Source organism: Micromonospora sp. Llam0 (assembly GCF_003751085.1).
In the GTDB taxonomy this organism is placed as follows: domain Bacteria; phylum Actinomycetota; class Actinomycetes; order Mycobacteriales; family Micromonosporaceae; genus Micromonospora_E.
Genome location: NZ_RJJY01000001.1, coordinates 4,117,759 through 4,144,073, shown reverse-complemented (window position 1 = coordinate 4,144,073; position 26,315 = coordinate 4,117,759). Strand labels below are relative to the sequence as shown.

The following is a 26,315-nucleotide window of genomic DNA, read 5'->3' as shown; positions in this document are numbered from 1 at the left end:
CATTGTCCACAACGCGCTGGTCGTCCACAGCCCGGCCCGCAGTCCGGTCGGGGCGGCCTAGCCGGCGGCCTAGCTTCTGCACGTGATCGACGACGACGCCGTCCAACGACGGCTGGCCCGGCTGACCCACGCCGGCGGCGGCCTACTGACAAACGCCGGTGGTGGCCTACGGGCACCCGCTGATGGCGGCCTACGGGCGCCGGTAGACCCCGTCCGTCCGTCCGACCGCGACTTCGGGGACCCGACCGGCCGCAGCGGTCCGACCGACCGCGACCGGGCAGATCCGGCCGGGTCGGGCGACCCGCTCGACCTCGACGACCCGGCCTTTCCCGGGGCGACCGCCCGGCTGCCCGCCTTCGACCCCGGTCGGCGCGGGGTACGGGCACTCGCCGCCGTGGCTGTGGTGGTGGTCGCCGTCGCCGCGCTGCTCGCCTGGCGGGCGCGACCCCGGGTCGAGCCGGTGCCGTCCGCCGACGGCACCCCGGTCCAGGGCGTCCCGGTTCCGGCCGTGGCCACCGGCCCGAGTTCCGAGGGCCGCCCGGCTGCGGCCGGAACCGGGACGACCGGCACCGGCGGACCGACACAGCTGATCGTCGCGGTGACCGGTCGGGTCCGCCGGCCGGGTCTGGTGACCCTGCCGGCCGGTGCCCGGGTGGCCGATGCCCTGGAGGCGGCCGGTGGCACCCTGCCCGACACCGACATCGCCTGGCTCAACCTGGCCCGCCCGGTCCAGGACGGTGAGCTCGTCGTGGTCGGGGTCACCCCTCCACCGGGAGCCGTGACCGGGGCTGCCCCTGCCGCCGGCCGGCCGGGCGAGACCGGCAAGGTCGACCTGAACGCCGCGAGCCAGCAGCAGTTGGAGACGCTGCCGGGGGTCGGCCCGGTGCTCGCCCAGCGGATCATCGACCATCGCGAGCGGGTGGGCAGGTTCGCGTCCGTCAACGACCTGCGCAAGGTCAGCGGTATCGGCGACGCGCGGTTCGACCAACTGCGTGAGCTGGTGACGGTGTGAAGGCATCCGGTGACAACCGGGTCGGGCCGCCGGATCTGCGGCTGGCCGGGTTCGCGGTGGCCTGCTGGCTGGCCGCCTTCGCTGTGGTGTGCGGCACGGCCCAACTGGCGGCGGCACTGGTCATCGGTGGCGTGACGCTGGTCGGCCTGCTCGGCGTCTACCTGACCAGAGGTACGGGCACCGGCCGCAGCCGGGCGGCCCGGCAGCCCGGCAACGACTCCGATCTGCCCCGGCTGACCAGGTGGATCCACGCGTACGGCTGGCTGGCCATGGCGGTGGTGCTCGGGGTCGTCTGCGGTGCCGCCGCTGCCGGCGCACGGGTGGCGGCGCGCGACGCCGGGCCGCTCGCGGCACTGGTCGACGACCGGGCGGCGGTCACCGCGGAGGTGGTGATCCGGGACGATCCTCGACGGGTCAGGTCGGCGGTGGCGGGACCGCCGCTGTGGCTGGTGCCGGTCCGGCTGGCCGGCCTGTCCGGCTCGCCGGCCGCCGGGCCCGACCACGGCGTCGCCGGTCGACTGGTCGGTCCGGTGCGGTTGCTCGTCCTCGGCACCAGCAACGCCTGGGACGGGCTGCTGCCGGGGCAGCGGGTGCGGGTCGCCGGCCGGTTGGCGCCACCGCGCGGCGGTGATCTGACCGCCGCCGTGCTGTCCACCGGAGAGGATCCGACGCCGGTCGGGTCCTCGAGTTGGGCGCAGCGGGCGGCAGGTGTCCTGCGGTCGGGTCTGCAGCGCGCCTGCGAGCCGTTGCCCGACCAGCCCGGTGGCCTGTTGCCCGGTCTCGTCGTCGGCGACACCAGCCGGCTGGATCCTGCGGTGGAGGAGGACTTCCGGGCTACCGGGCTGACCCATCTCGTCGCGGTGAGTGGTTCCAACGTCGCGGTTGTCGTCGGGTTCGTCCTGCTCGGGATGCGCTGGTGCCGGGCCGGCCCCGGTCTGACGGCGGTCGCGTGCGCCGTGGCGCTGGTCGGCTTCGTGATCCTGGCCCGTCCCTCGCCCAGTGTGGTACGGGCCGGGGTGATGGGTGCGGTCGGGCTGCTCGCGCTGGCGACCGGACGTCGGCGGGCGGCGTTGCCGGCGCTCGGCGCGACCGTGGCCGTTCTGGTCGTGGTCGATCCGGAGCTGGCCGCAGACGCGGGGTTCGCCCTGTCCGTACTGGCGACCGGTGGTCTGCTGCTGCTCGCACCCGGCTGGCGGGACGCGATGGTGGCCCGTGGCGTTCCCGCTCCGCTGGCGGACGCGTTGGCGATTCCGGCGGCGGCGCAGCTGGCCTGCACCCCGGTCGTCGCCGGCCTGTCCGGGCTGATCAGCCTGGTCGCGGTTCCCGCCAACCTGCTCGTGGTGCCGGCGATCGCCCCGGCGACGGTGCTCGGGGTGGCGACCGCCGTCGTCTCACCGGTCTGGCCGGGCGGTGCCGAACTGCTGGCCTGGCTCGGTCACTGGCCGGCCTGGTGGCTGGTGACGGTGGCCCGGTACGGGGCGCGGGTCCCCGCAGGGTCGCTGCCGTGGCCGGACGGGGCCGTCGGTGCGCTCTCCCTCGCCGCGTCGACGGTCGTTGTGCTGGTCTTGGCCCGCCACGGGTTCGCCCGTCGAGTGCTGGCGGTGGTGGCGGTCGGAGCCGTGGTCGGTGCCCTGCCGGTGCGGCTCGCCGCGCCGGGCTGGCCACCGGATGGCTGGGTGGTGGCGGTCTGTGCGGTGGGTCAGGGGGACGTGGTGGTGCTACCCGCCGGTGCCCGGTCCGCTGTGGTCGTCGACGCCGGCCCGGACCCGGCTGCGGCCGACCGGTGCCTGCGTCGTCTCGGCGTCAGCCGGGTGCCGCTGTTGGTGATCAGTCACTTCCACGCCGACCATGTCGCTGGCGTCGACGGTGTCCTGCGACACCGTCTGGTCTCGGCGGTGGCGACCACCGCGTGGCCGGAGCCGGCCGCCGGCCGGGACGCGGTGCAGTTGGCGGCGGCGGCCCGAGGCGTCGCGGTCGGACCGGTTCCGCCCGGCTGGAGTTACCGTCGTGGCCCGGTCGAGTTGACGGTGCTCGGTCCGACCGAGCCGTTCGTCGGGACCAGGTCCGATCCGAACAACAACTCCCTGATGCTGCTGGCCGTCGTGGACGGGGTACGGATCCTGCTGACCGGTGACGCCGAGCACGACTCGCAGGAAGCGTTACTGGACCGGTTCGGGGCGGCCGGGCTGCGGGCGGACGTGCTCAAGGTCGCCCACCACGGGTCGCCCTTCCAGGACGTCGGTTTCCTGGACGCGGTGGCACCCAAGGTAGCGGTGGTGCCGGTCGGTGCCGACAACCGGTACGGGCATCCGGATCCGGGAGTGCTCGCCCGGTTGTCGGCGCGGGGAGCGCGGGTGCTGCGGACCGATGTCGACGGTGATCTCGTGGTGGTACGGCGTGGCGGCGGGCTCGCGGTCTCCCACCAGCGGGCTGACGTCACCTCCCGTACTGGCTGATCCGGGTGGGGCGGACCCGCGCAGTCAGCTGCGGTGTTCCGGTGTCGTTCGTGCCAGCTCGCCAGCAAATGTCCCTATTATCGGAGCGTGACTGAACAACTACGCAGCGAGAAATTGGGGGTTGATCTCGGTGCTACGACCCGTGCGACTATGGCGGGCGTGAAAATTGCCGCCCCGCCCGCCGTGGTGCTCGTGCTCGGTGACGAGGAACTTCTGGTCACTCGGGCTGTGACGGAAGCCGTCCAGGCTGCCCGGGCCACCGATCCCGACGCCGACGTGCGGGAGTACGAGGCGGGCGCGGTCAGTGCCGGCGAGGTCGCCGAGATGCTCAGTCCGTCCCTGTTCGGCGGTCGGCGACTGCTCGTCCTGCGCAGTGGCCAGGACGCCCGCAAGGACCTGACCGCCGCGCTGCTCGGCTACGCGAAGCAACCCGATCCGGACGTGACGCTGCTGGTCACCCACGCGGGCGGTGCCAAAGGGAAGGCCTTCGCCGACGGGCTGCGGTCGGCCGGGGCGACCGTGGTGCCGGCGGCCAAGCTCAAGGGGCACCGGGAACGGGTCGCCTTCGTCCGCGACGAGTTTCGTCGCGCCGGCGGCCGGTGCACCGACGACGCCGCCGAGGCGCTACTCGCCGCTGTCGGCAACGACTTGCGGGAACTGTCTGCGGCCTGCGCCCAACTGCTGGCCGACACGGGCGGCCGGGTCGACGCGGCGACCGTGGCCCGGTACTACCGGGGCCGTGCTGAAGTGAGTGGATTCACCGTGGCCGACGCAGCGATCATCGGTGACGTGCCGGGAGCCCTGGAAGCACTGCGCTGGGCCCTGCACGTCGGGGTTGATCCGGTGCCGATCGCCGACGCGCTCGCCGACGGCATCCGTACCGTGGCCCGGGTCGCGTCCGCCGGGCGGGGGAGCCCGTACCAGTTGGCGAGCAGTCTCGGCATGCCCGCGTGGAAGATCGAGCGTGCGCAACGGCAGAGCCGGGGCTGGAGCGCGGAAGGCCTGGTCGATGCCATGCATGCGGCGGCGCGGTGCAACGCCGATGTCAAGGGCGGGTCGGACGACCGGGACTACGCACTGGAACGGGCCGTCGTCGCGGTCGCGCAGGCCCGCCGCAGCGGTGGTGATCTGCGTTGAGCGGTCGTGACCACCGGGATCCGCGTGACCATCTGGACCCGGCCGACGAACAGGACGCCGTCGAGGACGAGTTCCCACCGGTCTACGCCCGGGCGTTGCGGCTCCGGTACGTGCAGCCCAGCGGGTTGACCTGTCTGGCCTTCTTCGAAGGCAGCTTCGTACTGGGTGGGCTGCTCGCCCTGGCGGAACTGATCCCCTGGTGGGGCATGCTGGTCCTGCCGGTCGCGGTGGCCGTCATGGTGAAGATCAACGACCTGGTCGCCGGTGCGGTCGAGCGGTCGGCGGAGCTTGTCCCCGAGCGGGAACAGGAGATGTTCCGTCGCGAGGTGGCCCCGGCCGTCGGGCAGCCCGTACGGTCGGTGATCGGGACCCGGACCGGACCGGCGTCTCCGGCCGGCGGCACCGGCCACGGCATCCAGACCGGCTCTGGCATCCAGACCGGTCCCGGTATTCAGATCCGGCGGATCGGCGGTGCCCACGTCGAGGCGGCCGCAGCGACGGTTACTGCGTCGACGGCGACCGCAGCGACTGCGACTTCGACTGAGGCGACCTGTGCGGCCCTCGCGGCTCCGACGGTCCTCCTACAGACCGTCCCGGCCAGCCCTGCGACCGCCACCGCTGCTGCGCTTACCGCGCCGACAGTGCTGCTGGACGTGCTCCACACCGGTCAGCTCAGCGAGCGCCAACCACCGGTACCCGAGTGACGTGAATCGGTTGGGTCGGGACTGACGCAGCTCAGCTGGGTCAGTCCCGGCTGGTGGCAACGGTCACCCGACGCAGACCAGCCGACCTCGCGGGTCGGCTGGTCGGTGGGAGCAGGCTCGTCAGGAGCCGATCGACTGCAGGCGCTTGGCGATCGCGGACTTGCGGTTCGCCGCCTGGTTCTTGTGAATCACGCCCTTGCTGACGGCCTTGTCGAGCTTGCGGCTGGCCTCCCGCATCAGCGCGGCGGCCTGCTCGTTGTCGCCGTTCGCGTTGGCCTCGTTGAACTTGCGGACGGCGGTCTTCAGCGCCGACTTGACCGACTTGTTCCGCAGCCGACGCTTCTCGTTCTGCCGGTTGCGCTTGATCTGGGACTTGATGTTCGCCACGCGACAGCCTCGCCCTGCTCATCCGAAATCGAAACGACCAAAATGACAATCCGCCTGCGGCGTACGCGGCCGCCCGAGTCATCCCGGTGACCGGGTCCGGCGCAGTGGCCGGTCCGGACCGGTATCGGAGCCCGACGGATGGCCGGGCCCGACAACCGGGATGCATGCTGGCGGCGCGTGTCGCCACGCGCGAAGGGCAAGGTTACCAGTTCACCGGTGCGCCGGCCAAAACGGGCCGGGCCAACCGCGTCGGGCGGCCAGCCAGGCCAGCGCCGTCTCCCCGCTGAACCGCTGGTGAGCACGGACGTGCGGGGAGGCGCCGGTGGGTCCGGCTGACGCCCGGGTCAGCCAGTAGCCGGAGAGCGCCGCCAGCGCCGCGTCCAGCCCGCCGGGCGGCGCGTCGACCGCAGTCGGGTGCCGGGCGAACAGCGTGTCCGCGTCGAGACCACTGGCGTACGCGGTGACCAGCAGGCTCGTCGTGTCGAACCAAGCGGGACCGTGACACACCCAGGTCCAGTCGCAGATCCACGCCATCCCGGTCCGGTCGATCAGCAGGTTGTCGAGGCGCAGGTCGCCGTGAATCACCGCGTCGTTGGCCACCAGGTGGGGCAGGTCGGCCTCCAGGGACGCCAGCTCCGGCAGGTGCCGCCGGAGCAGCCTGTCGCCGTCGCCGTCGGTGCCGAACACCGGCATGGCTTCCCGGCCGGCGGCGATCTCCTGCCACCAGGCCAGGTCGGCGCTGGCCAGGTCGGCCAGCCGGGGCAGACCGATGTTGACCAGCCCGGCCGGCGGCCGGCGTAGAGCGCGGGCCGCGCCCGCCCAGCTGGCCAGGGCGGCGTCGAGCTCGGCCGCAGCCCAGGGCAGCGCCGGCATCCGGCCGTCGACCGCGTCGAGACAGAGTACGAAGTAGCCGGCGGTGGTGAGTGTCCACCGCGGTCTGGCCGCCGCCACCTGGGCCGGCAGTTCGGCCGTCAGCGCCGCCTCGCGGGCGTACCAGTCACTGAGGTGTCGCTGCTCGACCAGCGACGCGGCCTTGACGAACACCCGTTCGCCGGCCGAGGTGGTCAGTGTCGCGGCGAAGCCCCGAGTGAAGCCGCCGCCGGCGCTGGTCGCCCAGGTCACCGGGCTGCCGAGCCGACCGCAGATCGCCGCGCGCAGATCGGGTGGGAGGTCCGCCCAGGCGGGGCGGACCGATGTCGCGTCGTACCGGATAGCGGGCAACCGCACTGTAGCCACCCCTCCATCCTGCCGCGCCGCCGCCACGAACCCAGGCAGCGGCACCCGGTCGGCACCCGGTCGGCACCCGGTCGGCACGCGGTCGGCACGCGGTCGGCACGCGGTCGGCACGCGGCCGGCACCCGGCCGGTGGCCCGGTGGTGGGCATGGCCACCCCGACGATCGGGGCGTGGGAACATAGGTGGCGGCCGGCGACGCCGGCTGAGACGACGGACTCCAGCCCAGCAGAACGGACCACCGTGCCTCCGACGCCCGATTCCGGCGTGAACGCCCCCGGTGCCACCGAACCCGGCAGCATCCGGAACTTCTGCATCATCGCGCACATTGACCACGGCAAGTCGACCCTCGCCGACCGGATGCTCCAGCTCACCGAGGTGGTCGACCCGCGCCAGATGCGGGCCCAGTACCTGGACCGGATGGACATCGAACGGGAACGCGGCATCACGATCAAGAGCCAGGCGGTACGGATGCCCTGGACCATCCGCGCCGGTGAACGCCAGGGCGAGTCCGCCGTGCTCAACATGATCGACACCCCGGGGCACGTCGACTTCACCTACGAGGTGTCCCGGTCACTCGCCGCGTGCGAGGGCGCGGTGCTGCTGGTCGACGCGGCGCAGGGGATCGAAGCCCAGACGCTGGCGAATCTGTACCTGGCGCTGGAGAACGACCTGCACGTCATTCCGGTGCTCAACAAGATCGACCTTCCTGCGGCGCAGCCGGAGAAGTACGCCGAGGAGCTGGCGCACCTGATCGGCGGCGATCCGGCCGACTGCATCCGGGTCTCCGGCAAGACCGGTGAAGGTGTTCCGTACCTGCTCGACGAGATCGTCCGCCAGTTCACCCCGCCGGTCGGTGACGCGGCGGCACCGGCGCGGGCCATGATCTTCGACTCGGTGTACGACGTCTACCGGGGGGTGGTGACCTACGTCCGGGTGATCGACGGGCGGATCGAGGCCCGCGACCGGATCAAGATGATGTCCACCGGCGCGGTCCACGAGCTGCTGGAGATCGGGGTGATCTCGCCAGAGATGATCAAGGCGAACGGGCTCGGTGTCGGCGAGGTCGGTTACCTGATCACCGGGGTCAAGGACGTCCGGCAGTCCCGGGTGGGGGACACCGTCACCATCAACGGTCGGCCGGCGAGTGCGCCGCTCGGCGGCTACAAGGATCCGCGGCCGATGGTGTACTCCGGGCTGTATCCGATCGACGGCTCCGACTACCCGGCGCTGCGTGAGGCGCTGGACAAACTGAAGCTCAACGACGCGGCGTTGACCTACGAGCCGGAGACGTCCGGCGCGCTCGGCTTCGGGTTCCGCTGCGGCTTCCTGGGCCTGCTGCACCTGGAGATCATCCGGGAGCGGTTGGAGCGGGAGTTCAACCTCGACCTGATCTCGACCGCACCGAACGTGGTCTACCGGGTGGTGATGGAGGATGGCGAGACGGCCACCGTCACCAACCCGAGTGAGTACCCGACCGGCAAGATCGCCGAGGTGCACGAGCCGGTGGTCCGGGCCACCGTACTGACCCCGAACGACTACGTCGGTGCGGTGATGGAGCTGTGCCAGGGGCGGCGCGGCTCGTTGCAGGGCATGGACTACCTCTCCGCCGACCGGGTGGAGCTGCGCTACACGCTGCCGCTCGCCGAGATCATCTTCGACTTCTTCGACCAGCTGAAGAGCCGGACCAAGGGCTACGCCTCGCTGGACTACGAGCCTTCCGGCGAGCAGCCGTCGGACCTGGTCAAGGTGGACATCCTGCTGCACGGCGAGCCGGTGGACGCGTTCAGTGCGATCGTGCACAAGGAGAAGGCGTACAGCTACGGTACGACGATCGCCGCCAAGCTGCGCAACCTCATCCCGCGCCAGCAGTTCGAGGTGCCGATCCAGGCTGCGATCGGCAGCCGGGTGATCGCCCGGGAGACGATCCGGGCGATCCGTAAGGACGTGCTGGCCAAATGCTATGGCGGCGACATCAGCCGTAAGCGCAAGCTGCTGGAGAAGCAGAAGGAAGGCAAGAAGCGGATGAAGATGGTCGGCCGGGTGGAGGTGCCGCAGGAGGCGTTCATCGCGGCTCTGTCCACCTCGGACGGCGGTAGCTCGGACGGGAAGGCCGGCGGCAAGCGGTGATCCCCCGTGGCTACGGCCCGAGCGCGGCGTACTGTCCGCGATGCGGAGCCGGGCTGTCCGGTCCGCCGCCGGTGCGCTGCGGCGGCTGCGACTACCAGCTGTTCCAGAATTCCCGGCCGACCGTCAACGTGGTGGTGACCGACCCGGCCCGGACCCGGTTCCTGGCCATCCGCCGGGCCAAGCCGCCCCGGGCCGGTCACTGGGAGACCCCTGGCGGGTTCTGTGACGGGGCGGAACATCCCCGGTCGGCGGCGCTGCGCGAGTGCCGGGAGGAGTTGGGCGTCGAGGTCGAGCTCGGTGCGCTGGTCGGCCTCTATCTGGGTGAGTACGAGTTCCAGGACGAGACGTTGAGCGTGCTGGAGTGCTTCTTCCTGGCCACCCTGGTCAGCGACCGGGTCCGACTCGACTCGGCCGAGGCCACCGAGTGCGGTTGGTTCGCCCTTGCCGAGCCGCCGCCGCTGGCCTTCGCGACCATGGACGTGGCGGTGCGGGACGTGGCGGCATCCTCCGGACGCTGACGCGGTTGTCTCCTCCGGCGGCGATGAACCGGTTTGGTCGTCGCGATGGCCGGGAACTTAGCGGTCACCAAGGACAACGCGACATCTCCGGCAAGGAGGATGAACAATGACCGTTACCGGCATCATCACCGCTCTCATCGTCGGCCTCATCATCGGCGCGCTCGGCCGGCTGGTCGTGCCGGGCAAGCAGAACATCCCGATCTGGTTGACCATGCTGATCGGCGTCGGCGCCGCGCTGCTGGGCACCGTCATCGCCCGTGCCGCCGGTTTCGCCAGCACCGCCGGCTTCGACTGGCGGGAGTTCTTCGTGCAGGTGATCCTGGCCGCGGTCGGTGTGGCCCTGGTCGTCGGGGTCGGTGGTCGCCGCAGCATGAGCCGGTACTGAGCGGCCCAGCCGACGGACTGAGGAATCCCCAGCCGACGGCACCGGGTCCGTCGTCGGCGCCCATCCCGGCACCTGCGGGGGCGGACGCCGACGACGGACCCGGTTGTCGCGGGTCAGCGCAGCCAGGGGATGCTGCGGTCGAGCAGCCCGCGCTCCTTGAGTTCCTTACGGAGCGGGATCTCGTCGTCGATGTAGCCGTCCCAGTTGATGCCCCAGTAGTTCGCGGTATGGGTGCCTTCGCCGAGCAGTTGTCGCTGCACCGGCGTCCGGTTCGCCCACCACTGGCGGTCCTTGTCGACATGCAACTCGTCCAACGGGCGGATCCAGCGGTACGTGTACCCGATGAACAGCATCTTGCGGGTGATCGTGGACAGGTTGGTCGACCGGGAGTGCCACTGCCGGCGGTCGAAGATGAACGCGTCGCCCGGGTTCGCGGTGATCTCGACCGTGCCTTCGGGATCCGGGTTGTGCACGGTGAGGTCGGCCGGGCGGGGCAGCGAGTTGCGCAGGTGGCTGCCGGGGATCACCTTGGTGGCGCCGCGGCCGGTCTCCGACAGGTCGGACAGGACGTAGGCCACCTTCAGCGAGAACATCGGCCGGGGCAGGTTCGGGTCCATCGTCTCCGGGTCGGAGTTCTGCCGGTAGCCGTCCTGGTGCCACCCCCAGTACGGCTTCTCCGGCTCCAGCGCCGGTGGGGTGACGTCGAGGTGGTTGTGGTGGGTGTAGATGTTCCAACCGGCCAGCCCCCACATGTACGGGAACGCGATCGGATGGGTGAGCAGGTCGCCGAAGAGTTCGTCGCGGTCCAGGAAGCCCAGCAGATGCAGGGTGCCGTCGGCGGTGGTCTTGCCGGCGGCCTTCTCCTCGGCGTACACCCGGTCGACCGCGGCCTCGAGCGCCGCCCGGTGGTCCTCGGTCAGCACGTTGCGCAGCAGGAGGAAGCCCTGCTCGTGGAACTCCTTGCGGTCGATGTCGCTGATCGCTTCGTAACCGGTCCGCCCGCCGTAATCGAACACAGCTGTCCCGTCCTGTCGGTGGTGCGCCCCTTTCGGGCCTGGCGGATGCCGATCCTAGCCCGCCTCTCGGCCGGCCCGCCCGGGCCGATTGTCAGCAAATTGCGGGCCGTGTGGTCGGCCACAGCCGATCGCACGTGAGGTGTCGGGGTGCGCACTTTCGGTACAGGTCTGCCGTGCGAAATGTCCGTATTGCATAATTTGCCGTATGTTGCGCTAACTGTCGGTTAAGATATGCAACCTGGAGGCCGATTGTCGACGTCAGGTGAAGACCTCCGCCATCACCCGCCCGGTCTCGATCTCACTGCCGGAAATCGACGACCAACTGCCGCCTTCCGCGGTCCATTCCTGATCGCCGAACGTGACCCTTTTGACGCCATGATCAGTGGCATGGGAAACGAGCCAGTGCGCATATCGCCACCCGGCCTGCGCGTTCTCCGCCGGAACGCTCAGTGACGGCGTGGTGGGTACCGGCAGCAGTGACTCCAGGCCGCCCCAGTCCAGCCGCAGACCGTCGGTGAGCGCCGCCGTCGCCTCGGCACCCCGCATCACCGGATCCTGGGTCACCGTGCAGGCGACCGCGCCGGTGGCCTCGCCGAGCAGCGCAGCGGTGAGCACCTGCGACTCGTCGGTCCACTTCTCGTACGCCTCGGGGAAGGCCGACCGCTGGACGGCCTGCGCGGCGTCGGTGACCCGCATGTCCTGCCAACCCCGGATTCGTTCCAGGCCGGCGTAGAACGCGTTCGTCGCGTACCTGGTGTCGCGGATCTGCTCGACCGTGCCCCACCCCTGGCTGGGGCGCTGCTGGAACAACCCGACCGAGTCCCGGTCCCCGCCGGTCAGGTTGCGCAGCTTGGACTCCTGAAACCCGGTCGCCAGCGCTACCACCACGGCACGGGGCGCCAGCCCGCGCTGCACCCCGATCGCCGCGATCGTGGCGGCGTTCGCCATCTGCTCCGGATCGAGCGACACCCGACGCAGTTGGCTGTCGCCCGCCCCCGGCATGGACTCGGGCAGCTCGACGGTGCAGCCCCGCCAGCCCTCGGGCAACGCGAAATCGCCGATCCACCGGCCCAGGCCGACTCCGCCCAACAGGGCGATCGCCGCCAGCACGGCGACCAGCACCAGCACCGTCCTAGCCCGCACCGTCACCCCCACGCGTGTTGCTGGGACCTTTGGTACACCAGGGACGGTTGTGTCGTCCAGCGGGAGAGGGTCCCGCGCTTGCCGTACCCGGCCCTTACGCCGTACGCCTCGACCCCGTACGCCGCAGATACCCCGTTTCGGGGCGACTATCCGTGGTCACCGCCGGGCAGCCAGCTCGGGTCGCGTTTGTCGCGGAACGCCCGTACGCCCTCGCGGCCCTCGTCGGAGAGGAAGTATTCGGTGGAGAGCTCGCGCAGCTCGGCCGTCTCGGCCCGGATGTCCGCCGCCGGGGTGCGCCGGAGCAGCTGCTTGGTGCCGGCCAGGGCGCCCGGAGCACCCCGGACCAGTGCGGCACAGCTCGCCGTCACCGCGGCGTCCAGCTCCCCGGCCGGTACGGCGGCGCTGACCAGACCGATCTGCTCCGCCCGGGCACCATCGAACAGTTCACCGGTGAGGTACAGCTGCGCCGCTGCCCGCGGCTGCAGCCGGCGCAGCACGGTGGCGGAGATCACCGCCGGGACCACTCCGAGCCGTACCTCGGTGAAGGCGAAGGTGGCCGCCGCGTCGCAGATCGCGATGTCGGCCGCGGCGATCAGCCCCAGCCCGCCGGCCCGGGCCGGGCCACCGACCCGGGCCACCACCGGCTTGGGGCACTCCCAGAGCGCCGCGAGTACGTCGCCGAGCATCCCGACCGGCACCTGTCGGGTCGCGTACGCCTCGGCGGTCTCCTTCAGGTCGGCACCGGAGCAGAAGACCGGCCCGGTGTGGCTCAGCACCACCACCCGGACCTGCGGGGCGGCGACCGCCTCGGCCAGGCCGGCGAGCAGTTCGGTCATCAGCGGGGTGGACAGCGCGTTGCGGTTGCCCGGGCTGTCCAGGGTCAGGGTGGTGATCCCGGCGGCGGTGGCCGTACGGATCAGTGGCTGCGCGGACCTGGTGGGTCGGGGCTCATCCATGCCGGCACACTAGTCCCATGCCAGGAGCACCACCCGCCGGTACGCCGGTGCCCGCCGACGGGGCGTTGCCGCCGTCCGCGCTCGCCCGCAGCGGCCAGCGCGGTTTCGGGGTCTACCTGCACGTGCCGTTCTGCGCCAGCCGCTGCGGCTACTGCGACTTCAACACGTACACACCTGCCGAACTCGGCGGCAGCGCGCCGGTCGGCGAGTACCTGGACGCCGTGCTGGGCGAGCTGGAACTGGCCGCGAAGGTCCTGGCCGACCGCCCGCCACGGCAGGTGGACACGGTCTTCGTCGGCGGCGGCACGCCGAGCCTGCTGCCGGCCGACGCGCTGGCCCGGCTGCTCGACGCGATCGACGCCACCTGGGGGCTGGCCGCCGACGCGGAGGTCACCACCGAGGCCAATCCGGAGTCGGTGACCCCGGCGTCGCTGCGGGCGCTGCGGGCCGCCGGCTACACCAGGGTGTCGCTCGGCATGCAGTCGACCGCAGCGACGGTGCTCGCCGTGCTGGACCGCCGGCACGCGCCGGGCCGCGCGGTCACCGCCGCCCGGGAGGCCCGGGAGGCCGGGTTCGAGCACGTCAATCTCGATCTGATCTACGGTACGCCGGGGGAGAGCGCGGCGGATTTCGACGAGTCGCTGGCGGCGGTGGTGGCGGCCGGTGTCGACCACGTCAGCGCGTACGCGCTGATCGTCGAGGACGGCACCCGGTTGGCGGCCAGGATGCGGCGCGGCGAACTGCCGTACCCCGACGACGACGTCGCCGCCGACCGCTACCTCGCCGCCGAATCGGCGCTGAGCGGCGCCGGATTCGACTGGTACGAGGTGTCGAACTGGGCCCGGTCGGACGTCGGCCGGTGCCGGCACAACCTGCTGTACTGGACCGGCGGCGACTGGTGGGGTCTCGGGCCGGGGGCACACAGCCACGTCGGCGGGGTCCGCTGGTGGAACGTGCGGCATCCCCGGTCGTACGCCGAGCGGCTGGCCGCCGGACGCTCGCCCGGCCACGGCCGGGAACTGCTCACCGGCACCGAGCAGCAGGTCGAAGAGGTGATGCTGCGGCTGCGGCTGGCCAGTGGGCTGCCGCTGGCGCGACTGGATCCGGCCGGCCGGGTCGCGGCCGAGCGGGCCGGCGACGACGGGCTGCTCGACCCCGGCGCGCTCGCCGCCGGGCAGGCGGTGCTGACCCTGCGCGGCCGGCTGCTGGCCGACGCGGTCGTCCGGGACCTGCTGCCGTGAACCGCCGCCACCGGTGACGCCCCCGGAGCCGGTACGGATCCGGGGGCGAGCGGTGTCACTTGATGAAGTTGGCGGACATCGGGTACTTGTACAGCGTCCCCTCGTTGGCCTTCACGCCCGCGATGATCCCGAAGATGATCTGGATGGCGAACACCACCAGGCTGGGGATGAACAGCAGGCACCAGCTGACGAAGAGCAGCACGAAGGCGATGGCCGACCAGAGAATCTGGAAGTTGAGCGCGGCCAGCGCGTGCGCCCGTACGGCCGGTGACTGCTGACCCTTGACCAGGTAGGCGATCAGCGGGCCGACGAAGCCGAGCGGTCCGAAGCTGATGAACGCGCCCAGGGCGCCACCGAAGTGGGCGACCAGCGCCCAGGTCTTGTCGTCGTTGGTGGCGTAGCCGGACGGGGGTTGACCTCCGTACGCCGGACCGCCGGGCGGGAAACCGCCGGGCGGGGGGTATCCGCCGGGGGGCGGGCTCGCGCCGCCGGGCGGCGGGGGGTATCCGGGAGAGGAGGCCTCGCCCGGCATCGAGTAGGACGCTGGAGGTGGCGGCGGGGAGTTGGGGTCCTGCGGCATGCCGCCGGGACCGTTCTCCCCTGGTGGGCGAGGTGGTTCAGTCATGCCCGACACGGTAGGGGGACGGATCAAGCCGCGCCAGTTAGCCCCGCCGACGATTTTCCCGTCCGGGCAGGCCGTCTCCGCTGGTCGGTCGGCTTGCGCGGGGTTGGCTGGCCGGCCTTGCGGGGCCCGCCGGACGGCGGATCCGACCCGAAGGAGTGCACTTGGTGACATATCGCCCGGTACGCCCCCGCCCGGCGAATTGATCATCGCCGGCCCGGCCCGGCCCGATCGACGTATGCTGGCACTCACAACCGGCGAGTGCCAGCAGGGGCGTCCGTCGTCGGTCCGGCCACCCACCGGCCGCCGCGACGGCCGGGGCCGTAGCCTCGGACCGGTCCGACAGGTGCCAGCGGAGGAGGTGCGGATGGGTCTCGACGACCGCAAACTCGACGTGCTCCGGGCGATCGTCGAGGACTACGTCGCCACCCAGGAGCCGGTCGGCAGCAAGGCGCTGGTCGAGCGGCACCAGCTCGGGGTGTCACCGGCGACCGTGCGTAACGACATGGCGGTGCTGGAGGAAGAGGGCTACATCCGGCAGCCGCACACCAGCGCCGGGCGGGTCCCGACCGACCGTGGCTACCGGTTGTTCGTCGACCGGCTGTCCCGGGTGAAACCCCTCAGCCCGGCGGAGCGCAGGGCGATCGAACGCTTCCTCGCCGGCGCCGTCGACCTCGACGACGTCGTGCACCGCACCGTCCGGTTGCTCGCCCAGCTCACCCGCCAGGTCGCGGTGGTGCAGTACCCGAGCCTGTCCCGGTCGTCGGTACGGCACCTGGAGCTGGTGCCGATCTCGACCACCCGGCTGATGCTGGTCCTGATCGTCGACACCGGCCGGGTCGAACAGCGGCTGGTGGAGCTGCCGGCCCCGATCAGCGCCGACGACGTGACCGATCTGCGTCGGCTGGCCAACGAGAAGCTCGACGGCTGTCGGCTCTCCGACACCCCGCCGTTGGTCCAGGCGTTGGTCGACGAGGCGCCATCGGACCTGCGACCGGCGATGACCACGCTCTCGACGGTCCTGCTGGAGACGTTGGTCGAGCGGCACGAGGAACGCATCGCGCTGGCCGGGACGGCTAACCTGACCAGAGGGGGACTACTCGACTTCCAGGGCTCCCTGCGCCCGATACTGGAGGCACTGGAGGAGGAGGTCGTCCTGCTCAAGCTGATCGGCGAGGTGGAGCCGAGCACCCTGCGGGTCCGCATCGGCGACGAGAACGAGATCGACAACCTGCGGGCCGCATCCGTGGTCAGCACCGGTTACGGTCCGGGCACCGTCATCGTCGGTGGCCTCGGCGTGCTGGGGCCCACCCGGATGGACTACCCCGGCACCATCGCCACGGTTCGCGCCGTGGCACGCTACGTCGGCGATCTGCTGGCGCAGAACTGACCGGCGGGCAGGATCAAAAACGACCCGGCGAACTGCACATGCGAGACTGACACATGAGGACACCAGACGCAGTGGCCAAGGACTACTACGGGATTCTCGGCGTGAGCCGGGACGCCTCCGCTGACGACATCAAGCGGGCCTACCGCAAGTTGGCCCGGCAGTACCATCCGGACGTCAATCCGGATCCGGTGGCGGCTGACAAGTTCAAGGACATCAATGCCGCGTACGAGGTGCTCTCCGACGACCAGAAGCGGCAGATCGTCGATCTCGGTGGCGACCCGTTGGCACCCGGCGGCGCGCCCGGCGGCGGCCCCGGCGGGGCCGGGCCCTTCGTCGGCTTCCAGGACATCATGGACGCCTTCTTCGGGGCGGCGGCCGGCTCCCGTGGGCCCCGGTCGCGGACCCGCCCCGGCGCCGACGCGATCCTGCGCCTGGAGCTCGATCTGACCGACACCGCGTTCGGCGTGGAAGCACCGATCACCGTCGACACCGCGGTGATCTGCACCACATGCTCCGGCGCGGGCACCGCGGCCGGCACCCACCTGGCGACCTGCGAGGCGTGCGGCGGGCGCGGCGAGGTCCAGTCCGTGCAACGGACCTTCCTCGGCCAGGTGGTCTCGTCCCGGCCCTGCGTGGCCTGCCAGGGCTACGGCACCGTCATCCCGCATCCCTGCGCCACCTGTTCCGGTGACGGCCGGGTCCGGACCCGACGTTCGCTGACCGTCAAGATCCCCGCCGGGGTGGAGGACGGGATGCGGATCCGGTTGGCCCAGCAGGGCGAGGTCGGGCCGGGCGGGGGCACCGCCGGTGACCTGTACGTCGAGATCCACGAGCGGCCGCACGACGTCTACTCCCGCAAGGGTGACGACCTGCACTGCCGGGTCACCGTGCCGATGACCGCCGCGGCGCTCGGCACCCGGCTGACCATCCGGACACTGGACAGCGACGAGCCGGTGGACGTCAAGCCGGGCACCCAGCCCGGTGCCACCCTGCGGCTGCGCGGGCGCGGCGTGCCGCATCTGCGCGGCACCGGCCGTGGCGACCTCTACGTGCACCTCGACGTGCGTACCCCCACCAAGCTCGACGCCGAGCAGGAGCGGGCGCTGCGCGAGTTCGCCAAGGCCCGGGGCGAGGAGGTCGCCGAGCTGACCAAGCAGGGCGGGTTCTTCTCCCGGATGCGCGACGCGTTCAACGGCCACGGCTGACCCGCCGCCCGGCCCGACCAGCGAGCAGCAGCGGAGAACCGATCCGAGGTGAGCGCCCCACTGTTTCTCGTCGAGTGCCTGCCGACCGGGCCGACCCACACCCTCGACGGGCCGGAGGGCCACCACGCCGCCACGGTGGTCCGGCTGCGCCCGGGCGAGCGGTTGCGGCTCGCCGACGGGCGCGGCGGCGTCGCCGACGCGGTGGTCGAGGCCGTCGGCCGGCACCAGCTCGATCTGCGGGTCCTCGACACCGGGTACGTCAGCGCCACCGATCCCCGGCTGGTGGTGGCGCAGGGCATCGCCAAGGGCGACCGGGGCGAGCTGGCGGTGCAGGCGATGACCGAGGTCGGGGTCGACGAGATCGTCCCGTGGGCGGCTGCCCGCTCGGTGACCCGCTGGCGCGACGACCGTGGTGCCCGGGCCCGGCAACGATGGGTCGGCACCGCGCGGGAAGCCAGCAAACAGGCCCGCCGACCGTGGCTGCCGGTGATCGGCGGCTCCGACGAGCAGCCGGCCGAGCCCACCGACGCGATCGCCGCCCGGTGCGCGGCGTCGGCCGCCAGCTTCGTCCTGCACGAGTCGGCGCAGCAGCGGCTGGCCGTCGCCGACCTGCCGACCACCGGGTCGGTGCTGCTGGTGGTGGGGCCGGAAGGCGGGATCGACGACGCCGAGCTGGCCACCTTCGTCGACGCCGGAGCCCGACCGGTGCGGCTCGGTCCGGCGGTGCTGCGGACGTCGACCGCCGGTGTCGCGGCACTCGCGCTGCTCTCCGGTCGGCTGGGGCGCTGGTAGCGCGGTGGTTGAGGCGCTGGTAGCGCGGCGGTGGACCGGCCGGACCGCGGTCACCGCTACCATCCGTCGGGTGAGCGACAACTGTGTCTTCTGCCGGATCGCCGCCGGGGAACTGCCGACCACCCTGCTGCACGACGGGGCCAACACGGTCGCGTTCCGGGACCTCCACCCGCAGGCACCCACCCACGTGCTGGTGATACCGAAGCAGCACCATCCCGACGTCGCCGCGCTGGCCGCGGCCGACCCCGCCGTCGCGGGCGAGCTGTTGACCACGGCGGCCGCGGTGGCGCAGGCCGAAGGGCTGGCCGCTGACGGGTTCCGGTTGATCTTCAACACCGGCCGGTACGCCGGTCAGGAGGTGTTCCACGTGCATGCCCATGTGCTCGGCGGGGCGCCGCTCGGTCCGATGCTGTCCCGTTGACAACCGGCGGAAATGGAGCCGCTGTGCCGGGCGTTGAGCGGATACGATGGCAGCAAGTCCGCCCGCCACGGCCGACCGGGTCGGGGCGCTGAAATGGAAGCAGGTGCGAAAGGCCGTCAGGCCGACCCATGACCGGCACTCCACCTCCCGGGCAGGCCCGGGTGCAGACCAGGATCACCGTCCCGGACCCGCAGATCATGGTCAACCTGCTCGGCGCAGGCGACGAGATCCTGCGGCTGGTTGAGCAGTCCCTCGCCAGCGACGTCCACGTACGCGGCAACGAGATCACCATCACCGGTGTGCCGTCGGACAACGCGGTGGCCGAGCGGCTCTTCAGCGAGCTGCTCGAGCTCATCGCCAAGGGCGAGACGCTGACCACCGACGCGGTCCGGCGTACCGTCGGCATGCTGGCGCAGGGCGGCAGCGAGCGCCCCGCCGACGTGCTCACCCTCAACATCCTCTCCCGGCGCGGGCGGACCATCCGGCCCAAGACGCTGGGTCAGAAGCGGTACGTGGACGCGATCGACGCGCACACCATCGTCTTCGGCATCGGCCCCGCGGGTACCGGCAAGACCTACCTCGCGATGGCCAAGGCGGTGCAGGCACTGCAGGCCAAGCAGGTCAACCGGATCATCCTGACCCGGCCGGCGGTCGAGGCCGGTGAGCGGCTCGGCTTCCTGCCCGGCACGCTCTACGAGAAGATCGACCCCTACCTGCGTCCGCTCTACGACGCGCTGCACGACATGCTCGACCCCGACTCCATCCCGAAGCTGATGGCGGCCGGCACCATCGAGGTCGCGCCGCTGGCCTACATGCGGGGCCGGACCCTCAACGACGCCTTCATCATCCTCGACGAGGCGCAGAACACCACGGCCGAGCAGATGAAGATGTTCCTGACCCGGCTCGGCTTCGGTTCCCGGATCGTGGTCACCGGTGACATCACCCAGGTCGACCTGCCCGGCGGCACCTCCAGCGGGCTGCGTACCGTGCGGGACATCCTCACCGGCCTGGACGACGTGCACTTCGCGCAGCTGTCCAGCACCGACGTGGTGCGTCACCGGCTGGTCAGCGACATCGTCGACGCGTACGCCCGGTGGGACGCCGACCGCGAGGCACAGCAGAATCAGGGCGTCCACGCGGTCCAGGGCCGGACCGCCCAGGGTGGCCGGGCGAACCGGCGCCGATAGAGCTTCGGGAGAGACACGTGTCCATCGAGATCGCCAACGAGTCCGGGGTCGACGTCGACACCGACGCGGTGCTCGCCGTCGCCCGTCACGCGCTGGACGAGATGGGCGTCAACCCGCTCGCGGAGCTGTCGGTGCTGCTGGTCGACCAGGACTACATGGCCGAGCTCAACCACCGCTGGATGGGCGGCGACGGGCCGACCGACGTGCTCGCCTTCCCGATGGACGAGGGCAGCGTCGACCATGGTCCGGGCGAGTCGAGCCCGGACGAGCCGGGCCTGCTCGGCGACATCGTGCTCTGCCCGGAGGCGGCCGCCAAACAGGCGGCCACCGCCGGGCACGCCGCCGCAGACGAGCTGCATCTGCTCACCGTGCACGGGGTGCTGCACCTGCTCGGCTACGACCACGCCGAGCCGGACGAGGAACGTGAGATGTTCGAGTTGCAGGCTCGCCTGCTCTACAGCTGGAAGGAAGCCCGGGCCACGTGAACTCTGGCCATACCACCGGCACCCCGCTGGCCGCCGCTGCGGCAGCCACCGGGCTGCCGGATCTGCAACTGTTGGTCATCGCCGCCGGCCTGGTGGTGCTGGCGGGAGTCATCGCGATGACCGAGGCGGCGCTGGTCGTCGTCTCGCCGGCCCGGGCCGCCGAGCTGGCCCGCGACGGTAGCCGTTCCGCCCGGGCGCTGCAGATCGTCGCCGCGGACGCGGTCCGGCACGTCAATCTGCTGTTGCTGCTCCGGCTGCTCTGCGAGCTGACCGCCACCACCCTGGTCGCGCTGGTCGCCGTGGACACCTTCGGCGCCGGCTGGACGGCGGCGCTGGTCACCGCCGGGGCGATGACCGTGGTCAGTTTCGTGGTGGTCGGGGTCGGCCCGCGCACGATCGGCCGCCAGCACGCCTTCGTCGTGGCGCGGGCGACCGCACCGCTGGTGCGCGGTCTGGGCCGCGCCCTGAACCCGCTGGCCTCGCTGCTGATCCTGATCGGTAACGCGGTGACCCCGGGCAAGGGCTTCCGGGAAGGCCCCTTCGCCACCCAGATCGAGCTGCGGGAACTGGTCGACCTGGCCGAGCAGCGCGGCGTCGTCGAGCACGGCGAGCGCCAGATGATCCACTCGGTGTTCGCGCTCGGCGACACCATCGCCCGCGAGGTGATGGTGCCGCGTACCGAGATGGTGTGGATCGAACGGCACAAGACGCTGCGCCAGGCCCTGGCGCTGTTCCTGCGGTCCGGCTTCTCCCGGATCCCGGTGATCGGCGGGAACGTCGACGACGTGGTGGGCATCATCTACCTCAAGGACGTGGTCCGTCGGGCCCACGCGGTCGGGCCGGGCAGCGACGAGGTCCCGGTGGTCGAGCTGATGCGTCCGGCGACGTTCGTACCGGAGTCCAAGCCGGTGGACGACCTGCTCTCCGAGATGCAGGCCGCCCGTACCCACCTGGTGATCGTGGTCGACGAGTACGGTGGCACCGGGGGACTGGTCACCATCGAGGACATCCTGGAGGAGATCGTCGGCGAGATCACCGACGAGTACGATGTCGAGCGGCCACCGGTCGAACGACTCGACGACGACCGGGTGCGGGTGACCGCCCGGCTGCCGGTCGAGGACCTCGGCGAGCTGTTCGACGTGGAAATCTCCGACGACGAGGTCGAAACGGTCGGCGGGTTGATGGCCCACGTGCTCGGCCGGGTGCCGATCCCGGGCGCGGAGGTCACCGTCGCCGGCCTCCGACTGGTCGCCGAGGGCACCACCGGCCGGCGCAACCGGGTGGACACCGTCCTGGTGAGCCGGACCGTCGAGCAGCCGGCCGGGCCGTCGGCCGAGCACACCGCCGACGGCAAAGACCACCGTCATGCCAGAGCAGAGGAAAGGCAGCACGCAGATGCCTGAGTCGCCGTCGGCCACGCCGACCGGGTCGGAGCCGGAGCCGCAGCTCAGCGCCGAGGACAGCAAGCTGGTCGTGCTGGCCCGCAGCGCCCGGGCCCGGATCGGGGCGGCTGAGGGCGCCGCCGTACGGGACCAGGACGGGCGTACCTACGCCGGGGCTAACGTCGCGTTGCCGTCGTTGACGCTGACCGCGTTGCAGCTGGCGGTCGCGTCGGCCGTGGCGTCCGGGGCCACCCGGCTGGAGGCGGCCGCTGTGGTCACCGAGGCCTCCACCTTGGACGGCGCCGGCCACGCGGTGGTGCGTGACCTGGCCACCGACGCGCCGGTCCACGTCGCGGCCCCGGACGGCAAACTGCTCGGCACGGTACGCCAGTGAGCCGGCGCGGTACGTCAGCAAGTTCGCACGGTACGCCAGCGAGCCGGCGCGGGTCGGCTCCGCTGGAAACCTTCCGGGCCGGCTTCGCCTGTTTCGTCGGCCGCCCGAACGCCGGGAAGTCGACCCTGACCAACGCGATCGTCGGGCAGAAGATCGCGATCACCTCCAGCAAGCCACAGACCACGCGGCACGTGATCCGGGGCGTCCTGCACCAGCCGCAGTCGCAGCTCGTCCTGGTCGACACCCCGGGGTTGCACCGGCCGCGGACGCTGCTCGGCGAACGCCTCAACGACCTGGTCCGCCAGACCTGGAGCGAGGTCGACGTGATCGGGCTGTGCATCCCGGCCAACGAGCCGGTCGGTCGGGGCGACCGGTTCATCACCGGGGAGATCGCCGAGCTCAAGGCGACGGTGCTGGCGGTGGTCACCAAGACCGACCTGGTCGACCGGCGCCGGCTCGCCGAACAGCTGCTCGCGGTCAGCGAGCTGGGCGACTTCGCCGACGTGGTGCCGGTCAGCGCCGCCACCGGCCACCAGGTGCAGACCCTGGTCGAGGTGATGACCGGCCACCTTCCCGAATCCCCCCGGCTCTACCCGGACGACATGCTCACCGACGAGCCGGAGCAGGTGCTGATCGGCGAGCTGATCCGGGAGGCCGCGCTGGAGGGCGTACGGGACGAGTTGCCGCACTCGATCGCGGTGATCGTCGAGGAGATGCTCCCGGAAGACTCGCTGATCCGGATATATGCCGACATCTACGTCGAGCGGCCGAGTCAGAAAGCGATCGTCATCGGCGCCGGCGGTAGCCGGCTGCGCGACGTCGGCACCCGCTCCCGCCGGGAGATCGAGGAGCTGCTCGGCAGCCGGGTCTACCTCGACCTGCACGTGCGGGTGGCCAAGGACTGGCAGCGCGACCCCCGGCAGCTGCGCAAGCTGGGCTTCTGACCCGGCATCTGCGGGACGTCACACTGGTTCGGGCCGGTTGCGATCGATGACGATGCTCCCGCTGCCGGTCCGCGCGTCGATCAGATGCTCGCCGTCCGGATCGTCCGGCACCCGTACGTCGGCCGATCCGGATCCGGTCTCGGTACGGATCCGGTAGCTACCCGCGGGCACGGTGACGTGCACCGACCCACTCGATGTCTCGGCGCGCACCGGACCCGGGTCGTCAAGGGTGAGCGCCACCTTCCCGGAACCGGTGGTCGCGACCACGCCATCGCCGCTGAGACCGCGGCCATCGATGGAGCCGGAACCCGTACGCAGCTCCGCCGGACCGGACAGCCGGTACGCGGTGATGCCGCCGGAACCGGTCCGCGCGTCCACCCGACCAGTAGCTCGGTCGATGGTGATACTGCCCGATCCGACCTGCACCGACACGTCCGACACGTCGAACAGCAACAGCTGGCCGGAGCCGTTCTCACCCTCGACCGAGACGCCCGGGGGCGCGACGATGTCGTACGACACGTCGCACCGCCAGCCGCACGACGTGTCCAGCTCGAGCACCGTCCCGTCGATCCGATAGGTCCGACCCGGCTCGGAGCGCTGGTAGCGGACGACCCGCTGGATCTCGACCGTGTCACCGGGCCGGGTCCGCACCAGCACGTCGCCGTCGCCGGATTCCACGATCCGTACCGCGGTGATCGGGACCGTCTCGGTGTCGTGGAAGTCCTCCTGGCGCCAGTCAAGCGGAGCGCACGCGGCCGAGGCGACGGCCAGCAGCGCGACGGTCGACGCGGCGACGAGTGCGGTGGTCGTGGTGCGGGTGGAAGTCATGCCGGTGACGCTAAGAGCGCCAACGGCGGGGCACATCCGGCACGGCCACGGATCTGTCCCGGATCGCGACCCTGAATCCGTATCAGGGCCGGCCGCCGGCACACCCGGTCGGCACGGGACAATGACCAGGTGCCCGGATACCGCCGCCAGCTCTACCGCGACGACGCGGTGGTGCTGCGCGTACAGAAGCTGGGCGAATCCGACCGGATCATCACCCTGCTGACCCGCCGGCACGGCCGGCTGCGGGCAGTGGCCCGGGGGGTACGCCGGACCACCTCCCGGTTCGGCGCCCGGCTGGAGCCGTTCGGCCACGTCGACCTGCAGATCGCCGGGAACCCCGACGGGCCCGGTAGCTCACTGCACACGGTCAGCCAGGTCGAAGGGCTGCACCTGTACGGCAAACGGTTCCTGGCCGACTATCCGCGCTACACGGCCGCCAGCGCGATCGCGGAGACCGCCGAGCGGCTCACCCCGGTGGAACGGGAACCGTCGCTGCGGCTGTTTCAGCTCACCCTCGGCGCGCTGCGGGCCCTCGCCGACGGCGACCACGCCGGCACCCTCGTGCTCGACGCGTACCTGCTGCGCGGGATGGCCCTCGCCGGCTGGGCACCGGCGCTGCGCGACTGCGCGGTGTGCGGCACCCGGGGCCGGCACCGGGCGTTCTCCGTACCGGCCGGGGGGTGTGTCTGCCCGGACTGCCGACCGCCCGGCGCGGCCCATCCGGCGCCGGCCACCATCGACCTGATGGCCGCCCTGGCCACCGGTGACTGGCAGGTGGCGGACGCGTCGGAGCCGGCCACCCGGCGGGAGTGCAGCGGGCTGGTGGCGGCGCACCTGCAGTGGCATCTGGAACGCGGGTTACGCTCGCTGCCGCTGGTCGACCGTTCCCCAGGAGACTGATCATGACCAAGGGCAGGGGCCTGCGCCCGCCGGTGGCACCCACTCCGCACCCGTCCGGTGCCCGGCCACCGGCGTTGCCGAAGCAGGCGCTGCCCGACCACGTGGCGATCGTGATGGACGGCAACGGCCGGTGGGCCAAGGATCGCGGTCTGCCCCGCACCAAGGGCCACGAGCAGGGCGAGTTCTCGCTGTTCGACACCGTCGAAGGCGCGATCGAGCTGGGCATTCCGTACCTGTCGGCGTACGCCTTCTCGACGGAGAACTGGCGCCGCTCGCCGGACGAGGTCCGCTTCCTGATGGGCTTCAACCGCGACGTCATCCGCCGCCGCCGCGACCAGCTGGTCGACCTGGGGGTACGGGTGGTGTGGTCCGGTCGGGCCGGCCGGCTGTGGAAGAGCGTCATCTCCGAGCTGCAGACCGCCGAGCAGATGTCCCGCCACAACAGCACGCTCACCCTGCAGTTCTGCGTCAACTATGGCGGCCAGGCGGAGATCGCCGACGCGGCGGCGGCGATCGCCCGGGACGTGGCGGCCGGCAAGGTCGACCCTGCCCGGGTCAACGAGAAGATGCTGGCCCGCTACCTCTACCACCCGGAAGTGCCCGAGGTGGATCTGTTCCTGCGGCCGTCCGGGGAGCAGCGGACGTCGAACTTCATGCTCTGGCAGTCGGCCTACGCCGAGCTGGTCTTCCTGGACACCCTCTGGCCGGACTTCGACCGGCGTCATCTGTGGTACGCCTGCGAGCTGTACGCGCAGCGGGACCGCCGGTTCGGCGGCGCCCTGCCCAACCCGGTCGCCCCGCAGAGCTGAGCCGGGATCCGACCCGGCGCCGCCGCCGGACTGTCTGAAAAACCGGGTGCGCCGGGGGAGCGCACCGGTTAGCGTGATTGTCATGCGCTACTGACGCCCCTTTTCGCAGTGCCGCGACCGCTCGGCGGTCGCCGTCGATCCGTGCCGTGCGGGTTCCCGCCGCCGGTCGGCACTGCGGGCGTCATGGTGTTTCTCCGGCTGCCGGGTCCCGTCATCGTGGACCGTCGTCGGTGACTGCGGCGCCCGCCTCCCGCATCTCACCCGTCACCGCCGCGGTTCGCGTGGCGGTTCGCAGCCAGGAGGTCTTCTCACATGGCGCAACGACCAGAACGAGACACGACGACGCCCGGGTTCACCGTGCCCGATGCCGCCCCGGGTGAACTCGCGCTGCCCGATGTCGCGCTGCCCGATGTCGCGCTGCCCGATGTCGCGCTGCCCGATGTCGCGCTGCCCGATGTCGCGCTGCCCGTCGAGGGCCGGCGCCGGGCCCGCGCCGCCGCGCCGGGCTCCGGCCCGCAGACCAGGAGCGCCCGCCCGGACCGGCTCGCCGGTCGCGGTCAGCGCGCCGGCAAGGGCCGCAACTACCAGTTCCGGCGCAGCTGACCGTCGGTCGTGGCCGGGGTCGGCCGGCAGGGCGCA

The 26,315-nt window shown here is 71.7% G+C and carries 27 protein-coding genes; 20 read left to right on the top strand and 7 right to left on the bottom strand.

From position 1 onward, the window contains the following. Positions 1-82: 82 nt before the first annotated feature. The 4 genes from EDC02_RS18115 (at position 83) to EDC02_RS18100 (ending at position 5,309) form a co-directional block, all read left to right on the top strand. Entirely contained in the window at positions 83-1,012 is a 930-nt protein-coding gene (locus EDC02_RS18115; protein ID WP_370461465.1) for a helix-hairpin-helix domain-containing protein, read from the top strand. Continuing rightward, on the top strand, positions 1,009-3,468 hold the full coding sequence (locus EDC02_RS18110) for a ComEC/Rec2 family competence protein (protein WP_123602984.1): 2,460 nt from the start codon (positions 1,009-1,011) through the stop codon (positions 3,466-3,468). The genes EDC02_RS18115 and EDC02_RS18110 overlap by 4 nt, the downstream gene beginning before the upstream one ends. A 150-nt stretch (positions 3,469-3,618) precedes the next feature. Continuing rightward, positions 3,619-4,605, top strand: coding sequence for a DNA polymerase III subunit delta (gene holA, locus EDC02_RS18105; RefSeq protein WP_123602983.1), 987 nt, complete (start codon positions 3,619-3,621; stop codon positions 4,603-4,605). Next, the gene (locus EDC02_RS18100) at positions 4,602-5,309 is read left to right on the top strand and encodes a hypothetical protein (protein WP_123602982.1); all 708 of its coding nucleotides are present in this window, start codon (positions 4,602-4,604) and stop codon (positions 5,307-5,309) included. The genes holA and EDC02_RS18100 overlap by 4 nt, the downstream gene beginning before the upstream one ends. A 120-nt stretch (positions 5,310-5,429) precedes the next feature. Here the strand turns inward: EDC02_RS18100 and rpsT are convergent, their stop codons facing one another. Further along, on the bottom strand, positions 5,430-5,696 hold the full coding sequence (gene rpsT / locus EDC02_RS18095) for a 30S ribosomal protein S20 (RefSeq protein WP_123602981.1): 267 nt from the start codon (positions 5,694-5,696) through the stop codon (positions 5,430-5,432). Positions 5,697-5,906: 210 nt separating this feature from the next. Further along, complete coding sequence (locus EDC02_RS18090) at positions 5,907-6,932, bottom strand: phosphotransferase (RefSeq protein ID WP_123604908.1); 1,026 nt, start codon at positions 6,930-6,932, stop codon at positions 5,907-5,909. A gap of 239 nt (positions 6,933-7,171) precedes the next feature. On the opposite strand from EDC02_RS18090, the gene lepA reads away from it, so the two are divergent. The 3 genes from lepA (at position 7,172) to EDC02_RS18075 (ending at position 9,961) form a co-directional block, all read left to right on the top strand. After that, positions 7,172-9,058 (top strand): translation elongation factor 4, encoded by a 1,887-nt coding sequence (gene lepA / locus EDC02_RS18085; RefSeq protein ID WP_123602980.1) that lies wholly within the window; start codon positions 7,172-7,174, stop codon positions 9,056-9,058. Beyond that, on the top strand, positions 9,055-9,576 hold the full coding sequence (locus tag EDC02_RS18080; RefSeq protein ID WP_123602979.1) for an NUDIX hydrolase: 522 nt from the start codon (positions 9,055-9,057) through the stop codon (positions 9,574-9,576). The genes lepA and EDC02_RS18080 overlap by 4 nt, the downstream gene beginning before the upstream one ends. A 106-nt stretch (positions 9,577-9,682) precedes the next feature. Next, the gene (locus EDC02_RS18075; RefSeq protein ID WP_123602978.1) at positions 9,683-9,961 is read left to right on the top strand and encodes a GlsB/YeaQ/YmgE family stress response membrane protein; all 279 of its coding nucleotides are present in this window, start codon (positions 9,683-9,685) and stop codon (positions 9,959-9,961) included. 113 nt (positions 9,962-10,074) lie between these two features. Here EDC02_RS18075 and EDC02_RS18070 read toward each other — a convergent pair whose 3' ends face one another. The 3 genes from EDC02_RS18070 to EDC02_RS18060 form a co-directional block, all read right to left on the bottom strand. Then, positions 10,075-10,977 (bottom strand): phytanoyl-CoA dioxygenase family protein, encoded by a 903-nt coding sequence (locus EDC02_RS18070; RefSeq protein WP_123602977.1) that lies wholly within the window; start codon positions 10,975-10,977, stop codon positions 10,075-10,077. Positions 10,978-11,235: 258 nt separating this feature from the next. Continuing rightward, a complete protein-coding gene (locus tag EDC02_RS18065; protein WP_370461464.1) occupies positions 11,236-12,126 on the bottom strand; it encodes a hypothetical protein in 891 nt (296 codons plus the stop codon). A gap of 140 nt (positions 12,127-12,266) precedes the next feature. After that, a complete protein-coding gene (locus EDC02_RS18060; protein WP_123602976.1) occupies positions 12,267-13,076 on the bottom strand; it encodes an enoyl-CoA hydratase-related protein in 810 nt (269 codons plus the stop codon). A 17-nt stretch (positions 13,077-13,093) separates the two neighbouring features. Between EDC02_RS18060 and hemW the strand changes: the two genes are divergently transcribed. Next, the gene (hemW, locus tag EDC02_RS18055) at positions 13,094-14,317 is read left to right on the top strand and encodes a radical SAM family heme chaperone HemW (protein ID WP_123602975.1); all 1,224 of its coding nucleotides are present in this window, start codon (positions 13,094-13,096) and stop codon (positions 14,315-14,317) included. 55 nt (positions 14,318-14,372) lie between these two features. Here the strand turns inward: hemW and EDC02_RS18050 are convergent, their stop codons facing one another. Further along, complete coding sequence (locus EDC02_RS18050; protein ID WP_123602974.1) at positions 14,373-14,942, bottom strand: DUF4870 domain-containing protein; 570 nt, start codon at positions 14,940-14,942, stop codon at positions 14,373-14,375. 364 nt (positions 14,943-15,306) lie between these two features. Here EDC02_RS18050 and hrcA point away from each other — a divergent pair, with 364 nt between their 5' ends. The 9 genes from hrcA (at position 15,307) to era (ending at position 23,139) form a co-directional block, all read left to right on the top strand. Continuing rightward, positions 15,307-16,329 (top strand): heat-inducible transcriptional repressor HrcA, encoded by a 1,023-nt coding sequence (hrcA, locus tag EDC02_RS18045; protein ID WP_123604906.1) that lies wholly within the window; start codon positions 15,307-15,309, stop codon positions 16,327-16,329. A gap of 71 nt (positions 16,330-16,400) precedes the next feature. Further along, a complete protein-coding gene (gene dnaJ, locus EDC02_RS18040; protein WP_199757872.1) occupies positions 16,401-17,534 on the top strand; it encodes a molecular chaperone DnaJ in 1,134 nt (377 codons plus the stop codon). A 48-nt stretch (positions 17,535-17,582) separates the two neighbouring features. After that, entirely contained in the window at positions 17,583-18,326 is a 744-nt protein-coding gene (locus tag EDC02_RS18035) for a 16S rRNA (uracil(1498)-N(3))-methyltransferase (protein WP_123602972.1), read from the top strand. A 70-nt stretch (positions 18,327-18,396) separates the two neighbouring features. After that, positions 18,397-18,747, top strand: a complete 351-nt coding sequence (locus EDC02_RS18030) for a histidine triad nucleotide-binding protein (protein ID WP_123604905.1) — start codon at positions 18,397-18,399, stop codon at positions 18,745-18,747. Between the two features lie 128 nt (positions 18,748-18,875). Continuing rightward, complete coding sequence (locus EDC02_RS18025; protein WP_123602971.1) at positions 18,876-19,934, top strand: PhoH family protein; 1,059 nt, start codon at positions 18,876-18,878, stop codon at positions 19,932-19,934. A 17-nt stretch (positions 19,935-19,951) separates the two neighbouring features. Beyond that, positions 19,952-20,419: an rRNA maturation RNase YbeY gene (gene ybeY / locus EDC02_RS18020; protein WP_123602970.1), complete on the top strand. Its 468-nt coding sequence runs from the start codon at positions 19,952-19,954 to the stop codon at positions 20,417-20,419. Further along, complete coding sequence (locus tag EDC02_RS18015) at positions 20,416-21,822, top strand: hemolysin family protein (protein ID WP_123602969.1); 1,407 nt, start codon at positions 20,416-20,418, stop codon at positions 21,820-21,822. Before ybeY ends, EDC02_RS18015 begins: the two co-directional genes overlap by 4 nt. Next, positions 21,815-22,195: a cytidine deaminase gene (locus EDC02_RS18010; protein ID WP_123602968.1), complete on the top strand. Its 381-nt coding sequence runs from the start codon at positions 21,815-21,817 to the stop codon at positions 22,193-22,195. Before EDC02_RS18015 ends, EDC02_RS18010 begins: the two co-directional genes overlap by 8 nt. Before the next feature lie 62 nt (positions 22,196-22,257). Beyond that, the gene (gene era / locus EDC02_RS18005) at positions 22,258-23,139 is read left to right on the top strand and encodes a GTPase Era (RefSeq protein WP_123604904.1); all 882 of its coding nucleotides are present in this window, start codon (positions 22,258-22,260) and stop codon (positions 23,137-23,139) included. 18 nt (positions 23,140-23,157) lie between these two features. Here the strand turns inward: era and EDC02_RS18000 are convergent, their stop codons facing one another. Beyond that, positions 23,158-23,967, bottom strand: coding sequence for a DUF4097 family beta strand repeat-containing protein (locus EDC02_RS18000; RefSeq protein ID WP_158632220.1), 810 nt, complete (start codon positions 23,965-23,967; stop codon positions 23,158-23,160). Positions 23,968-24,096: 129 nt separating this feature from the next. On the opposite strand from EDC02_RS18000, the gene recO reads away from it, so the two are divergent. The 3 genes from recO to EDC02_RS40290 all read left to right on the top strand — a co-directional run bounded on the left by recO (position 24,097) and on the right by EDC02_RS40290 (position 26,279). Then, positions 24,097-24,867 carry a DNA repair protein RecO gene (gene recO, locus EDC02_RS17995; protein ID WP_123602966.1) on the top strand — a complete coding sequence of 257 codons (771 nt, stop codon included), beginning with the start codon at positions 24,097-24,099 and terminating at the stop codon, positions 24,865-24,867. Positions 24,868-24,869: 2 nt separating this feature from the next. After that, positions 24,870-25,676 (top strand): isoprenyl transferase, encoded by an 807-nt coding sequence (locus EDC02_RS17990; protein ID WP_123602965.1) that lies wholly within the window; start codon positions 24,870-24,872, stop codon positions 25,674-25,676. 312 nt (positions 25,677-25,988) lie between these two features. After that, positions 25,989-26,279 (top strand): hypothetical protein, encoded by a 291-nt coding sequence (locus EDC02_RS40290; RefSeq protein ID WP_158632219.1) that lies wholly within the window; start codon positions 25,989-25,991, stop codon positions 26,277-26,279. Positions 26,280-26,315: the final 36 nt, after the last annotated feature.